The 14,384-nt window shown below is 64.2% G+C and carries 12 protein-coding genes; 10 read left to right on the top strand and 2 right to left on the bottom strand.

The window, feature by feature from the left end; all coding sequences use genetic code 11:
- Window positions 1–10 precede the first annotated feature (10 nt).
- Together G9Q37_RS07695 and G9Q37_RS07690 are read right to left on the bottom strand one after the other, a co-directional pair.
- Window positions 11–2,068 carry an ATP-binding response regulator gene (locus G9Q37_RS07695; protein WP_166226631.1) on the bottom strand — a complete coding sequence of 686 codons (2,058 nt, stop codon included), beginning with the start codon at window positions 2,066–2,068 and terminating at the stop codon, window positions 11–13.
- A 126-nt stretch (window positions 2,069–2,194) separates the two neighbouring features.
- A complete protein-coding gene (locus tag G9Q37_RS07690) occupies window positions 2,195–2,857 on the bottom strand; it encodes a hypothetical protein (RefSeq protein ID WP_166226630.1) in 663 nt (220 codons plus the stop codon).
- 403 nt (window positions 2,858–3,260) lie between these two features.
- Between G9Q37_RS07690 and G9Q37_RS07685 the strand changes: the two genes are divergently transcribed.
- The 10 genes from G9Q37_RS07685 to G9Q37_RS07640 all read left to right on the top strand — a co-directional run bounded on the left by G9Q37_RS07685 (window position 3,261) and on the right by G9Q37_RS07640 (window position 14,317).
- On the top strand, window positions 3,261–5,375 hold the full coding sequence (locus G9Q37_RS07685) for a 3-hydroxyacyl-CoA dehydrogenase NAD-binding domain-containing protein (RefSeq protein WP_166226629.1): 2,115 nt from the start codon (window positions 3,261–3,263) through the stop codon (window positions 5,373–5,375).
- Between the two features lie 28 nt (window positions 5,376–5,403).
- Window positions 5,404–6,579 carry an acetyl-CoA C-acyltransferase gene (locus G9Q37_RS07680; protein WP_166226628.1) on the top strand — a complete coding sequence of 392 codons (1,176 nt, stop codon included), beginning with the start codon at window positions 5,404–5,406 and terminating at the stop codon, window positions 6,577–6,579.
- Window positions 6,580–6,589: 10 nt separating this feature from the next.
- A complete protein-coding gene (locus G9Q37_RS07675) occupies window positions 6,590–7,024 on the top strand; it encodes a PaaI family thioesterase (protein ID WP_166226627.1) in 435 nt (144 codons plus the stop codon).
- Between the two features lie 54 nt (window positions 7,025–7,078).
- Window positions 7,079–8,785 (top strand): AAA family ATPase, encoded by a 1,707-nt coding sequence (locus G9Q37_RS07670; protein ID WP_166226626.1) that lies wholly within the window; start codon window positions 7,079–7,081, stop codon window positions 8,783–8,785.
- Between the two features lie 259 nt (window positions 8,786–9,044).
- Window positions 9,045–9,890: a hypothetical protein gene (locus G9Q37_RS07665; protein ID WP_166226625.1), complete on the top strand. Its 846-nt coding sequence runs from the start codon at window positions 9,045–9,047 to the stop codon at window positions 9,888–9,890.
- Window position 9,891: 1 nt separating this feature from the next.
- On the top strand, window positions 9,892–11,715 hold the full coding sequence (locus G9Q37_RS07660; protein ID WP_166226624.1) for an acyl-CoA dehydrogenase: 1,824 nt from the start codon (window positions 9,892–9,894) through the stop codon (window positions 11,713–11,715).
- 20 nt (window positions 11,716–11,735) lie between these two features.
- On the top strand, window positions 11,736–12,062 hold the full coding sequence (locus tag G9Q37_RS07655) for a Dabb family protein (RefSeq protein ID WP_166226623.1): 327 nt from the start codon (window positions 11,736–11,738) through the stop codon (window positions 12,060–12,062).
- Window positions 12,059–12,850 (top strand): SDR family oxidoreductase, encoded by a 792-nt coding sequence (locus G9Q37_RS07650; RefSeq protein WP_166226622.1) that lies wholly within the window; start codon window positions 12,059–12,061, stop codon window positions 12,848–12,850. Before G9Q37_RS07655 ends, G9Q37_RS07650 begins: the two co-directional genes overlap by 4 nt.
- 5 nt (window positions 12,851–12,855) lie before the next feature.
- A complete protein-coding gene (locus G9Q37_RS07645) occupies window positions 12,856–13,284 on the top strand; it encodes a PaaI family thioesterase (RefSeq protein WP_166226621.1) in 429 nt (142 codons plus the stop codon).
- Between the two features lie 16 nt (window positions 13,285–13,300).
- Window positions 13,301–14,317 carry an NADP-dependent oxidoreductase gene (locus G9Q37_RS07640; protein ID WP_166226620.1) on the top strand — a complete coding sequence of 339 codons (1,017 nt, stop codon included), beginning with the start codon at window positions 13,301–13,303 and terminating at the stop codon, window positions 14,315–14,317.
- Window positions 14,318–14,384: the final 67 nt, after the last annotated feature.

The following is a 14,384-nucleotide window of genomic DNA, read 5'->3' as shown; positions in this document are numbered from 1 at the left end:
GGCGGGGCGATCACACCGGCGGCACCGGCGCGGAGGGATCCGCCGCCTTCACCCCGCAATGCCGCCACAGCGCCTGCTCGCTGGCTTCGAGCAGTTCCTTGAGCTCTCGCGTCCAGGCGGTGCCCGCGGGGCGTTTGCCCTCGAGCCAAACGGCATAACGTTCGCGCGCCCGCGCGTGCAGGGCTTGTGCGCCCACCTCACCGGCCAGGCCCACGAGCGCGTGCAGGCGCTCCGACACCTGATCGGCCTGGCCCGCTTCGGCCGCCTGCTGCATGGCCTGCAGGTGGCCGCGCAGGTCGAGCAGCGCGTGGGGCAGCAACTCGTGCAGCATGCCCAGGCGCTCGAAGTTGTCCAGGCGGGCCAGGTTGAGCAGCTCGGCCTGCCGCGCAGGGCCGGAGGCTGCTGGCGCCGGTACCGGCGCCGGCGCTGCGGGCTCGGCCACGCGGCCTTCGAACGCGGCCGCGAGCGCGCGCTGCAGGGCGGTGGCGTCGATGGGTTTGGCCAGCAAACCCTGCATGCCCGCCTCGCGAGCGGCCGCCTGCACGTTGGCCGAATCGTTGGCCGTGAGCGCCAGCACGGGCACGCGCCCCACCTCGCCAGGCAGGGCCCGCAGGCGCTGCGTGGTCTCGATGCCGCTGAGCCCGGGCATGTTCACGTCCATGAGCACGGCATCCGGCAGCGGGCCGGCCTGCAACAGATCCAGCGCGTGCTGGCCATGCTCGGCCTCGATCACGTTCACGCCCAGTTCGCCGAGCAGGGCGCGCGCGATGGTGCGGTTGAGGGCCTGGTCGTCGACGACGAGGACGGTGCGGCCGGCGAGCGCACTCGGCACAGCTGCCCCGGGCAGGGGCATGGCCTCAACCGAACCGCGGGGAAAGACGAGGACGAACTCGGTGAAGGCCCCGCGCTCAGAGCGGCATTGGATGTCGCCACCCAGCGCCCGCATGACGCGTCGGCAGAACGACAACCCCAGACCTGTGCCTTCAGCCTTGCCGAGGGTCTGGAATTCCTGGAACAACGTCGGCAACAAGCGGGGGTCTATGCCGGGGCCCGTGTCGCGAACCCGCACGAGCGGCTCGGGCTCGGCCTGCACCACCACCTCCACCTTCATCCGGGGGTGCAGGGGCAGGTAGTACAGCGCGTTGCGCAACAGGTTGAACAGCACCAGCTCAAATGCGGTCTGCTCCCCACGGAAGCCGAAGTCGCCATCGACCCGCAGTTGCACGCATTCGCGCGCCTGGACCGATTCGTAGGCGTAATCCGCCAAGGCCCGGCGAACGCAGCGCTCGGCCGACAAGGGCACGAGATCTTCTTGGCGCGGACGGCGGTCGCTGATCTGCTGCAGTGTGATGGTGATGGATTGCAGGCCGCGGCTGATGGCCGCATGGCCCTGCTCGACGGCGCGGGCGGCGGCAGAGCCGCGCGCCACTTCACCATCGATCACGCGCAAGGCGTGCTGCACCTGGGCCAGCGGGGTGCGAACCTCATGCGCGATGGCCCCGGCCAAGCCTGCGTACACCTTGCGCAAGCGTTCGAGTTCGGCGCGCTTCTGGCCATAGTGGGACAACGCCCCCGCCACGACCACGAGGATGGACGTCAGCGCCGCAATCGTGAATGCCGACGGTATCTGGGCATCGGGTTCGGTGTACAGGTAGGTCGCAGCCGCCAGCGCATAGCCACTCACCAGCATCACCACCGCGTTGCGCCAGTCGGCCAGCAGAATGATGAGCACCGTGCCCATCACCATATTCACCACCGACAGGGCGCCGCCCTGATTCTTCAAGGCGGTGAAGGTGAGCAGGAACGACAGACAGTAGAGAACGACAAGATACGAATAGGCCGTGTACCAGGGCCGCAACCGGCTTGGCCACCAGCGACGCAGCGCGAGCCCGATACACAGCAGGGTGGCGGCCACGCGCCAATAGATGTCGTCGTAACGCGGCGGCACGATCGAAGTGAGCCGCAGCAGATAAAGAATGGGAAACGCCAGCGCGCCCACCACGCCGATCCACTGCAGCAGTGGCTGGTTCTCGTGCTGCAAGCAGTAACGTTCGTACAGACGACGCAAGACCTGCCTCATTGGACTCCTCTCCCTGACGACCGGCCTCTTGTTGTGTTCACGCTAGGGTCGCGGGCGGACTCTAGCAGTTGCCCCCGACGGCCCGACGGCGCCAGGGTCCCCATGTCTGAAAGATCAGACGAGCAGGGCGGGAATCTGGCTGTCCATGAACTCGGGCAGATCCACCTTGAGCGCGCGCGCCACGGAGCGCACGTCCCCGTGCACCAGGGCGGCGTCTGCGCCATCGACCGTGGTGGTGCGGGTGTGGATCTGGAAGCCGAAGCGGCGGTAGAGGCGGTACAGGCGCATGTGGCAGGAACCATGCAGGTGGCGCACCTTCACGGTCTGAACCAGTTCGGCAAAGGCCAGCGACATGCACTTGGGCAGCATGTCCCCGCGGCGATGGTCGGGTGACATGATCAGGCGGCCGGCCTCCCAGCTGTCAGGGCCCACCAGCTCGGTGCCGGCGCTTGCAAAGCCCCAGAAGCGTTCGGTCACGGTCACACCGTGGCCCGAGGGAATGAATCGGATGGTGGCGATGGGCTCGTTGCCCAGCATGATGGCCATCACCACACCAAGTTCATCCTTGAGCTCCTCCATGGCGGCAAGCGCGGGGTCGATGCGGTACTCGGTCTGGGTGTCGGCCAGCGCGCGCAGGTGCTTGACCATGAGGCGCTGTGCGCGCGTGCGCAGCACCACCGCATTGAGTTCCTGTGGTGCTTGCTGCCAGCCCGCGCCCGGCGTGCTCCAGCCAAAGGGTTGAACCGGCGAAGAAGCAAGGGTTTTGGTCAGGTCCATGGCGCGTCCTCAAAAAAAGGGTTGGGGGTATGTGTCAAATTTGACACTTGACCATTTTCTGACGACATCCCAGCAACACCCAGGCCCAGGTGAGCGCCAATGGGCTTGCATTTGTGGCTTTAAAGGCGGCCTCGGCCCGCCAAGAGGCGCGGGGATGGAGCCGCTTGTGCGGGCCTGTCCGCCAGGCCCGGCAGTTGTTCATCGACAACACCTCGCCGGTTCAGGCCCCGTGGACGCGCGGGGTGATGACACGGCCACGCCGCAAAAACGGGTCCCGACTCGGGGAAACCCGTGCACACGCCCGTTTGTCCCGACCGCGACAAACCCCGATTGCCGGGTAAGGTGGCGTTCCTAGAATCGCAAAAGCGAACGACCGTTCTTTTCCCGTTATCAAGGAAGCCACATGACTGCCGAGTACAAGGTCCACGGAGACATCGCCCTCATCACCCTGAACAACCCGCCGGTCAACGGCCTGGGCCTGGCCACGCGGCAGGGCATCACCAACGGCCTGGACCAGGCGCAGGCCGATCCCGCCGTGAAGGCCGTGGTGATCACGGGCGCGGGCAAGGCTTTCTCGGGTGGGGCCGACATCCGCGAGTTCGGCACGCCCAAGGCGCTGGCCGAGCCCAACCTGTTGAGCGTGATCCTGGCGGTGGAGAACTGCCGCAAGCCCGTGGTGGCCGCGATCCACAGCGTGGCCATGGGCGGCGGCCTCGAACTTTCGCTGGGCTGCCATTACCGCATCGCCGCACCGGGCGCCAACATCGCGCTGCCCGAAGTCAAGCTGGGCCTGATCCCCGGCGCCGGCGGCACGCAGCGCCTGCCGCGCGTGATCGGCGTGGAGGCTGCGCTCAACATGATCGTGAGCGGCGAGCCCGTCAAGAGCGAGATGCTCGCGCAACTGCCCGGCCAGAAGCTGTTCGACAAACTGGCCGCCAGCCCCGAGAGCCTGCTCGACGAGGCCCTGGCCTTCGCGCGCGAGGTGGCGGCGAAACACGCCGACGGCAGCGCGCTGCCGCTGGTGCGGAACCTGCCCTGCAAGCACAAGGACGGCGACGCCTACTTCCAGTTCGCGCGCAACATGGTCAAGGGCATGGCCAAGAACTTCCCCGCGCCCGCCAAGTGCGTGGACGCGGTGGAGGCCGCGACCAAGCAGAAGTTCGACCAGGGCATGCTGTTCGATCGCGAGATCTTCATCAACCTGATGTGGACGCCCGAGTGCCGCGCGCTGCGCCACCTGTTCACCGCCGAGCGCGCCGCGAGCAAGATCCCCGACGTGCCCGAGGACACGCCGCAGCGCAAGATCGAAAAGGTCGCCGTGATCGGCGCCGGCACCATGGGCGGCGGCATCTCGATGAACTTCCTCAACGCGGGCATTCCCGTGACCATCCTCGAGACCAAGCAGGAAGCGCTGGACCGCGGCGTGGGCGTGATGCGAGGCAACTACGAGGCCCAGGTGAAGAAGGGCAAGCTCAAGCAGGACAAGCTCGACGCGCGCATGGCCCTGCTGACCACCACGCTGGACTACGACGCCATCAAGGACGCCGACCTCGTGATCGAGGCCGTGTTCGAAGAGATCGGCGTGAAAGAGGCGGTGTTCAAGAAGCTCGACGCGGTGATGAAGCCGGGCGCGATCCTCGCGTCCAACACCTCCACGCTCGACGTCAACAAGATCGCAAACTTCACCCAGCGCCCGCAGGACGTGGTGGGCCTGCACTTCTTCAGCCCCGCCAACGTGATGAAGCTGCTCGAGGTGGTGCGCGGCGACAAGACCGCCAAGGACGTGATGGCCACCGTGATGAGCGTGGCCAAGAAGATCAAGAAGACCGCCGTGGTCTCGGGCGTGTGCGACGGCTTCATCGGCAACCGCATGATCGAGCAGTACGGCCGCCAGGGCGGCTTCCTGCTCGACGAAGGCTGCACCCCGGCGCAGGTGGACCGCGCGATCGAGAAGTTCGGCTTTGCCATGGGCCCGTTCCGCATGGGCGACCTCGCGGGCAACGACATCGGCTGGGCGATCCGCAAGCGCCGCTACACCGAGAAGCCCGACATGAAGTACAGCAAGACCGCCGACCTGCTGTGCGAGAAGGGCCGCTTCGGCCAGAAGGTGGGCAAGGGCTGGTACGACTACGTGCCGGGCAAGCGCGACGCCATCCCCAACGCCGAGGTCGAGCAGATGATCGCCGACCACCGCAAGGCCTTGGGCATCACGCCGCGCAAGATCTCCGACGAAGAGATCGTGCAGCGCCTGGTGTTCTCGCTGGTGAACGAGGCCGCGCACATCCTCGAAGAAGGCATTGCCAACAAGGCCAGCGACATCGACGTCGTCTACATCTTCGGCTACGGTTTCCCGGTGCACCGCGGCGGCCCGCTCAAGTACGCCGATGAGGTGGGCCTGTTCAACGTGGTGCAGGCCATGAAGCGCTTCCAGCGCAACCCGCTCGACGACGCGAAGTTCTGGGAGCCCGCACCGCTCATCCAGCGCCTCGTCGCCGAAGGCAAGAATTTCAACGGCTGATGGCCGCCCCCGAATCAGGAGACTTCACATGAGCAACGCCGTCATCGTTTCCACCGCCCGCACGCCGCTCACCAAGAGCTGGAAGGGTGCCTTCAACATGACCCATGGCGCCACCCTCGGCGGCCATGCGGTGCGCGCCGCGCTCGAGCGCGCGGGCGTCGAGGCCGCGCACGTCGAAGACGTGATCATGGGCTGCGCCAACCCCGAGGGCGCCACGGGCGCCAACATCGCGCGCCAGATCGCGCTCATGGCCGATCTGCCGGTGAGCGTCTCGGGCATGACCGTCAACCGCTTTTGCTCGTCGGGCCTGCAGACCATTGCCCTGGCAGCCCAGCGCGTGATCGCGGGCGAGGGCGATGTGTACGTGGCCGGCGGTGTGGAAAGCATCTCGTGCGTGCAGCAGGAGATGAACCTGCACATGCTGCGCGACCTCGACCTCGACAAGAAGAAGCCCGAGATCTACTGGAGCATGCTGCAGACCGCGGAGCAGGTGGCCAAGCGCTACAACATCTCGCGCGACGCCATGGACGAGTACGGCGCCGCCAGCCAGCAGAAGGCCTGCGCCGCGCAGGCCGCGGGCAAGTTCAACGACGAGATCGCGCCCATCACCGTGACCGCGGGCGTGGCCGACAAGACCCTGGGCCTGATCACCAAGAAGGTCACCGTGAGCGCCGACGAAGGTCTGCGCGAAGGCACGACCAAGGAAGGCATCAGCGGCATCAAGCCCGCGCTGCCCGGCGGCGTGGTCACGGCCGGCAACGCCAGCCAGTTCAGCGACGGCGCGGGCGCCTGCGTGGTGGTGAGCGAGCAGTACGCCGCGCAGCACAACCTCAAGCCCCTGGGCCGTTTCCTGGGCTTCGCCGTGGCCGGCTGCGAGCCCGACGAAATGGGCATCGGCCCGGTGTACGCCGTGCCCAAGGTGCTCAAGAAGCTGGGCCTGAAGGTCAGCGACATCGACCTCTGGGAGCTCAACGAGGCCTTCGCCGTGCAAGTGATCTACTGCCGCGACAAGCTGGGCATTCCGGCCGATCGACTCAACGTCAACGGCGGTGCGATCGCGGTCGGCCACCCCTATGGCGTGTCGGGCCAGCGCCTGACCGGCCATGCGCTGATCGAAGGCAAGCGCCGCGGCGCCAAGCGCGTGTGCGTCACCATGTGCATCGGCGGCGGCATGGGTGCGGCCGGCGTGTTCGAGGTGCTCTGAGGCCGCGGCCATGGAGCCCGTCACCGTGAGCCCCGAGGCCTTTCTGGCCATGGGGCGCGAGGTGCTGGCGCAGCAGACCTTTTCGCAGCTCATCGGCGCCGAGCTGGCCGCCCTGAGCCCGGGGCGCTGCGAGCTGCACGTGCCGATCACCGGTTCGGTCCAGCAACAGCACGGCTTCGTGCATGGCGGTGTGCTCAGCTACGCCGCGGACAACGCGCTCACCTATGCCGGGGGCACCGCCTTGCGGGTGCCCGTGGTCACCAGCGAGTTCAAGATCAACTACCTGCGGCCGGCCATCGGCGAGCGCCTGATCGCACGCGCCGAGGCCGTGCACGTGGGACGCAACCAGGCCGTGTGCCGCTGCGACGTGTTCGTGCGCCAGGACGGCGAGGACAGGCTCTGCGCGGTGGCGCAGGGCACCATCGCTGTGCTGCCCGCTAGATGACTCGACTATGTTTCTTTGTACCTAGCTAGGCTTAAAGACAAACGGCGTGCTTGAATGCGCCTGTTCGGCCGCAGGACCCACTCCTCAGATCCGGACTACGCTCGTGGATCAATAGAGCGAGCACAAGACTTTGTGGAGAAGGCAGTGGCAACAGTTGATGCAATACGGATTCAGAACCTGAGAAGCCTGACCGATACGGGTTGGCTTGAGCAGCGCCCCATTACTGTTCTCGTTGGCAAGAATAGCGCTGGAAAGAGCACATTCGCTCGTACATTCCCGCTGCTAAGGCAGAGCACGGGCGTCAAGCGACGATCACCACTGTTGTGGTTTGGAGAATTAGTGGACTTCGGGCAGTTTAGCACTGCCGTAAACAACAATGACTTAAACAAGCGAATTGTTTTTTCGTTCCGAACGAGCTTCACACCGCTTGAACTAGAGGAGGACTACTATTTCTTTGGATTTCCTCATTCTCGCAAAGATAGGACGCCAACACGTCCAGTTCAATTAGACATCGCGATAAATCTTAAACCCGGCAAAGAAGACGACGCAACCGACACGGTGGCGGAATCGTTAGAGATTGAATGTGAGAAAATAAAAGTTCGACTAGAATTCGAAGATGCAAGTTCAATCGCAAGAATCTTGCTTGACAACAAAGAGGTGTGGCGAAAGAGGGCGGGCGAGTCTGGTGCGGCTCTATTCGATTCAATCATGCCTGACTTGAACTTCTTCAAGGAACGGCTTGAGCCATCCGGCGATGAACAAGAGCATTCTGTTTTTTTGGAAGATTTGAATCCGTTCTCTGGGTTGCTCATTGGTGAAATCAAACGCCACCTGCATGGCAACTTGAAAGAAGAGAGGGTTCGGCAAATTGCCTCTCGCTTGAGTTTTGGCGACGATGAATACTTTCTGCAGAGTGCAGTAAATGCCGGGGGCGGCAATAAGCGTTGGCTGGAGTATATTCAGTCCTGCCGAATTAATTCTGGCGTAATGCAGCCTTTGAAGCGCTACACCTTTCTGGCAAAATTCCCCATCGTACTTTCAGCGGCAAATCAAGTTCTATCAGGGCTTTTCTCTCAAACGAGGTATGTTGAACCGCTCCGTGCGACTGCTCAGCGATACTACCGGAAGCAGGATCTGGCAATTGATGAACTAGATTCGAAGGGCGGGAATGTTGCTCACTTCTTGCATGGGCTTCCCTACTGGAAGAAGCAGCGTTTCGATAATTTCTCCGAACGATTGTTCGGATTTAAAGTGCACACTCATATTCAAGGGGGGCACATCGAGTTGCAATTGGCTCAGGCAAGTGATCAACACATTGTCAACCTGGCTGATGCAGGTGTTGGATTCTCGCAGATGTTGCCGATTATCATTCAAGTGTGGGCTGCAAACGATGAAGATCACGGAGGCAAATATGGGCGTTACGGCAGAGCAACATACTCTACATTGGTAATTGAACAACCAGAACTGCATTTACACCCTGCATATCAAGCAGCAGTCGCTGATCTCCTCTGTGAAGTGGTTTCCCCAACCGATAGGGCGGTTGGCCGAAGGGGCAAAGTGGTGGTCGAAACTCATTCGCCCGCACTCGTTAATAGGCTCGGGGCACTTGTTTCATCGGGTCGACTTAAATCAGAAGATGTTCAGGTGCTACTCTTCGAGCAGGACAAGAACGGAAGAACCACAACGATCAGTAAGTCGACCTTTGATGATGAAGGTGTTTTGCTGAATTGGCCCTTTGGTTTTTTCGAGCCTGAGGTTTGACGTGCTTTTTATTTTGCATGAGGAATTGCTGAGCGCTTGCTCTGCCAGCAGCGGTCATGAAATTGAAGGCATTCAGAACCTACTTACGGCCGTAAGGCGGGGGGAGCATGCGCTTTTTGCATCACGTCCCATTTTAAAGGCTCTTGCCACCAACAATAGTTTGTCTCAGAGAGAGAAATCTGTGGCACAGCAATTGTTGGGGAGATACTCAGAGATCGCTCAATTGCCGCAGCTAGTCAAAAGGCATGTGATACTGCGAATGAAGCAAACCCCCGCGCTTGCTAAACTTGGGGAGCTATCATGGGAGATGTATGCCGGGCAACTAACTGAGCGATATTTCCGTAAGTCGGCGCTTCTGGCCGAGAATGCGGTAGATGCTGATCTATACTTTCTCGCTGCGCACCATTTCCAGAAGCTATTAGGGGCAAAGGGTCTTCATGCGGCCTTTTCGCTTAGGGGCGGCGGAGGGTCTCAGATCGACGTAGAGTTCGCTCGCCTCATAGATGAGGGCGTCGCAACATTATCGGTAACTGACGGCGATCGCCGTCATCCGATGCAGGAGTTTAGTTTGACTTCGAGGCGCTGCCAGTTAATTGCCGATTCTATGGGTGGAATAGCTTGGCATTATGTCTTAGAGGGTTATGCCTGCGAAAATTTGATACCTCTCAAGGTTTTTGGGGAAGCGTGCGAATTTGGTGATCGACATGAGGAAATCGAACGACTGGAGTTGCTCGATCAATTTTGCGACGAAAGTCAGCCGGTTCCAAGTAAATTCCTTAATCGTAAAAACGGTTTAACGTTAAAGGCTCTACTATCCGAGACGGATGAAAATACTAGGCGCTATTGGCTTTCTGTTATTGAGGCAAACCCGCTGCTCAGAGCAGCTTTCTCTGAGTGCATTGAGGCGCGCGATTGCGCAATGGAAAACTGTCAATGCTCAATAAGCCAAGGGTTCGGGGACGCCTCTCTCAAGCTGGTGCGAGACTGGGCTAAAATGCAAAGCGTTCCGAAGTCCTTAGAGTTATTTAAAGAATCTGCTGAATGGCTGGAAATTGGGTCGATTGCATTCGATGTCGGTGTCGCCCTATCAATCCAAAGGATTTGAGATGAGCCTGCGACCCACGGTCGATTTCCTGCTCCATCACTGGCTGCAGGCCGAACAGCTCAACCAGCGCGAGCGTTTCGCCGACCACAGCCGCGAAACCTTCGACGCGGTGCTCGACACCTGCGAGCGCATCGCGCGCGAGAAATACGCGCCCTTCAACCGCCTGGTGGACACGCAGGAGCCGCAGTTCGACGGCGAGCGGGTGATCCTGCCGCAGGCCACGCACGACGCGCAGAAAGCCTATGCGGAGAGCGGCATGCTCAGCGCCGCGCAGGACTACGCCATCGGCGGCATGCAGCTGCCGTACACGGTGGAGGCGGCCGCCAATGCCTTTTTCGCCATGGCCTCGGTCAGCATCGGCAGCGGCATGCTGACCACCGGCAACGCCAACCTGCTGATGGCGCACGGCACCGAGACGCAGAAGCGGGTCTTTGCGCTCAACGAGTTCTCGGGCCGCTGGTCGGGCACCATGTGCCTGAGCGAACCGCAGGCCGGGTCGAGCCTGAGCGACGTGGCCACCCGCGCCGTGCCCGACGGCGAGGACTTCGAGAGCGATCCGCTGGGCCCGCGCTTTCGCCTCAAGGGCAACAAGATGTGGATCTCGGCCGGCGAACACGAGCTGACCGAGAACATCGTGCACCTGGTGCTGGCCAAGATCCCCGGGCCCGATGGCCAGCTGCCACCGGGCGTCAAGGGCATCTCGCTGTTCATCGTGCCCAAGAAGCTCGTGGACACCGAGGGCGCGCTCACGGGCGAGCGCAACGACGTGGCGCTGGCCGGCCTCAACCACAAGTGCGGCTGGCGCGGCACCACCAACACGCTGCTGAACTTCGGCGAAGGCAAGTACCCGGTGCGCGGCGCGGCCGGCGCCATCGGCTACCTCGTGGGCCAGCCCGGCGAGGGCCTGCGCTGCATGTTCCACATGATGAACGAGGCCCGCATCGGCGTGGGCATGGCCGCCACCATGCTCGGCATGGCGGGCTACCACGCGAGCCTCGACTACGCGAAGAACCGCCCGCAAGGCCGACCCGTGGGGCCCGAGGGCAAAGACCCGAACCGGCCGCAGAGCCGCATCATCGAACACGCCGATGTGAAGCGCATGCTGCTGGCGCAGAAGAGCTACTGCGAGGGCGCGCTCGCGCTCGAGCTGTACTGCGCGCGCCTGGTCGACGAACAGCACACCGGCGCACCCGAGGCCGCCGACGAAGCGCGGCTGCTGCTGGAGGTGCTCACCCCGATCGCCAAGAGCTGGCCCAGCGAGTGGTGCCTGGAGGCCAACAGCCTGGCCATCCAGGTGCACGGCGGCTACGGCTACACACGCGATTTCCCGGTGGAGCAGTACTGGCGCGACAACCGCCTGAACATGATCCACGAGGGCACGCACGGCATCCAGGCCATGGACCTGCTGGGCCGCAAGGTGCTGATGGAAAACGGCCGCGGCCTGCAGCTGCTCGCGCAGCGCATCAATGCCACCATCGAGCGCGCCATCCAGATGCCCGACCTGGCGGCGCACGCCAATGCGCTCGGCAAGGCGCTGCAGGACGTGGGCGCGGCCACCAAGGCCGCCTGGGCCACGGGGAACCCGGCCGAGGCGCTGGCCAATGCCGTGCCCTACCTGCAGGCCTTCGGCCACACGGTGCTGGCCTGGATCTGGCTCGACGTGGCGCTGGCTGCACACAGCGCGCCCGAGAGCGCCGCGCGCACCGGCCGGCTCGCGGCCATGCGTTTCTTCTTCCACTACGAATTGCCGAAAATGGGCGCCTGGCTCGGGGTGGTGAGCCGGCGCGATGCGACCTGCGCCGACCTGCCCGAAGCCGCTTTCTGACGACCGACGGGAGGACCGACATGCTGCGCCACATCGTGATGTGGAAGTTCAAGGACGAGGCCGAGGGCGCCGATCGCGAGACCAACCTGCGCAAGGCCGAGGCCCTGCTCATGGGCTGTGCGAAGCTGCACCCCGGCACCGTGCAGTTCCAGGTGGGCCTGGCCCGCCCGGGGCTGGAGTGCACCTACGACCTGGTGCTCGACAGCACCTTCACCGATGCCGCGGCGCTCGCGGCCTACCAGAATCACCCGACGCACGTGGCCATCAAGCCCTTCATGAAGGCCGTGGTGGCCGAACGGCAGTGCATGGACTTCATCACCGACAACACCGAGGCAGACAAGACATGACCCGCACCATCTCCCAACTCTTCGACCTCAAGGGCCGCACCGCGCTCATCACCGGCGGCTCGCGCGGCCTGGGCCTGCAGATGGCGCACGCGCTCGGCGAGGCCGGCGCGCGCGTGCTGATCAGCTCGCGCAAGGCCAGCGACCTCGAAGCCGCCACGGCCGAACTCAAGGCCGCGGGCATCGATGCGCAATGGATCGCGGCCGACGGCCAGAGCGAAGAAGAGTGCCGCCGCCTCGCGCAAGAGGCCATGCAGCGCCTGGGCCGCATCGACATCCTGGTGAACAACGCGGGCGCGGCCTGGGGCGCGCCGGCCGAAGACCACCCGGTCGAGGCCTGGGACAAGGTGATGGACCTCAACGTGCGCAGCTACTTCATCCTGAGCCAGGAAGTCGCGCGCCTGAGCATGATCCCGAACAAGCGCGGCGCCATCATCAACACCGCGTCCATCGCGGGGCTGGGCGGCAACCCGCGCGGCATGAAAACGATTGCGTACAACACGTCCAAGGGCGCGGTCATCAACTTCACGCGCGCGCTCGCGGCCGAGTGGGGCGACCACGGCATCCGCGTCAACGCCATCTGCCCGGGCTTCTTCCCGAGCAAGATGACCCAGGGCACGCTCAAGGCCATGGGCGAAGAGAAACTGGCCGCGCACGCGCCGCTGGGCCGACTGGGCGACGACGAAGACCTCAAGGGCCTCACGCTGCTGTTCGCGAGCGACGCCGGCAAGCACATCACCGGCCAGTGGATGGCGGTGGACGGCGGCGTGTCCATCATCACCGGAGGCTGATCGCTTTGGAGTTCTCCGTTCGCATCCCCTTCGTCGAGCTGCTCGGCTTCAAGCTGCGCCGCATGGAAGGCGGCGAGGCCGAGATCGGCTTCGAGCCCTCGGGCGAGCACCTGAATTCGTTCGACGTGGTGCACGGCGGCGCCACCATGACCCTGCTCGACGTGGTCATGGCGCACGCCGCGCGCTCGGTGGAGCCCAGCATGGGCGCCGTGACCATCGAGATGAAGACCAGCTTCATGCGCGCCTCGCAGGGCGCGCTCACGGCCAGGGGCCGTCTGCTGCACCGCTCGGCCACCATGGCCTTCACCGAAGGCCAGGTGTTCGACGCCCAGGGCCGGCTGTGCAGCCATGCCACCGGTACCTTCAAGTTCGTGCCGCGCCTGCCCACCGGGGCCGGCAGCACGCAAGCCCTCAACCGCATTTCGACCGACTGACCCCGAGGAGACCCCCATGCCCGCGAACCGCCAGATCCTGCTCGACAACCGCCCGCAGGGCGAAGCCACCACCGGCAACTTCAAGCTCGTGACCACCGAGACGCCCGCGCTCAAGGACGGCCAGGTGCTGGTGCGCCACCACTACCTGAGCCTGGACCCGTACATGCGCGGCCGCATGAACGACAGCAAGAGCTACGCGGCCTCGCAGCCGCTGGGCGAGGTCATGATCGGCGGCACGGTGGGCGAGGTCGCCGAATCGAAGCACCCCAAGTACGCCGTGGGCGACAAGGTGGTGGGCATGGGCGGCTGGCAGGAATACAGCGTGGTCGACGCCGAGCAGCCCGGCGCGCTGCGCAAGGTCGACACCACGCACGTGCCGCTGAGCCACTACCTGGGCGCCGTGGGCATGCCCGGCGTCACCGCCTGGTACGGCCTGGTGAAGATCATCAACCCCCAGCCCGGCGACACCGTGGTGGTGAGCGCGGCCACGGGCGCGGTCGGCAGCGCCTTCGGCGCGCTCGCCAAGGCGCGCGGCTGCCGCGTGGTGGGCATCGCGGGCGGGCCCGACAAGTGCAAGTACGCGGTCGAGGAGCTGGGCTTCGACGCCTGCATCGACTACCGGCTGCACAAGGACATGTACTCGCTGGCCAAGGCGCTCAAAGAGGTCTGCCCCAAGGGCATCGACGGCTACTTCGAGAACGTGGGCGGCATGGTGCTCGACGCCGTGCTGCTGCGCATGAACGCCTTCGGCCGCATCGCCGTGTGCGGCATGATCGCCGGCTACGACGGCCAGCCGCTGCCGCTGGCCAACCCCGCGCTGATCCTGGTGAACCGCCTCAAGGTCGAGGGCTTCATCGTGAGCGAGCACATGGAGGTCTGGCCCGAGGCGCTCAAGGAACTGGGCACGCTCGTGGCCACCGGCAAGCTGCGCCCGCGCGAGACCATCGCCCAGGGCATCGCGGCCGCACCCGAGGCCTTCCTGGGCCTGCTCAAGGGCAAGAACTTCGGCAAGCAGCTCGTGAAACTGGTGTAACCCCCCGCGCCGCCTGCGGCGTCACCCCCCAGGGGGCGCCAGCAGCGGCCCGGCAAAGCCGGTTCCG

Origin of the sequence: Hydrogenophaga crocea (genome assembly GCF_011388215.1) — a bacterium.
Taxonomy (GTDB): domain Bacteria; phylum Pseudomonadota; class Gammaproteobacteria; order Burkholderiales; family Burkholderiaceae_C; genus Hydrogenophaga; species Hydrogenophaga crocea.
This window is presented reverse-complemented; position numbering and strand designations above follow the sequence as displayed.

Bases quoted from the DNA above. Each gene is read 5' to 3' on its own strand.
- G9Q37_RS07680 (WP_166226628.1), top strand. From the start codon at position 5,404: ATGAGCAACGCCGTCATCGTTTCCACCGCCCGCACGCCGCTCACCAAG.
- G9Q37_RS07655 (WP_166226623.1), top strand. From the start codon at position 11,736: ATGCTGCGCCACATCGTGATGTGGAAGTTCAAGGACGAGGCCGAGGGC.
- G9Q37_RS07675 (WP_166226627.1), top strand. From the start codon at position 6,590: ATGGAGCCCGTCACCGTGAGCCCCGAGGCCTTTCTGGCCATGGGGCGC.
- G9Q37_RS07640 (WP_166226620.1), top strand. From the start codon at position 13,301: ATGCCCGCGAACCGCCAGATCCTGCTCGACAACCGCCCGCAGGGCGAA.
- G9Q37_RS07665 (WP_166226625.1), top strand. From the start codon at position 9,045: ATGAAGCAAACCCCCGCGCTTGCTAAACTTGGGGAGCTATCATGGGAG.
- G9Q37_RS07650 (WP_166226622.1), top strand. From the start codon at position 12,059: ATGACCCGCACCATCTCCCAACTCTTCGACCTCAAGGGCCGCACCGCG.
- G9Q37_RS07660 (WP_166226624.1), top strand. From the start codon at position 9,892: ATGAGCCTGCGACCCACGGTCGATTTCCTGCTCCATCACTGGCTGCAG.
- G9Q37_RS07685 (WP_166226629.1), top strand. From the start codon at position 3,261: ATGACTGCCGAGTACAAGGTCCACGGAGACATCGCCCTCATCACCCTG.
- G9Q37_RS07690 (WP_166226630.1), bottom strand. From the start codon at position 2,857: ATGGACCTGACCAAAACCCTTGCTTCTTCGCCGGTTCAACCCTTTGGC.
- G9Q37_RS07670 (WP_166226626.1), top strand. From the start codon at position 7,079: ATGCGCCTGTTCGGCCGCAGGACCCACTCCTCAGATCCGGACTACGCT.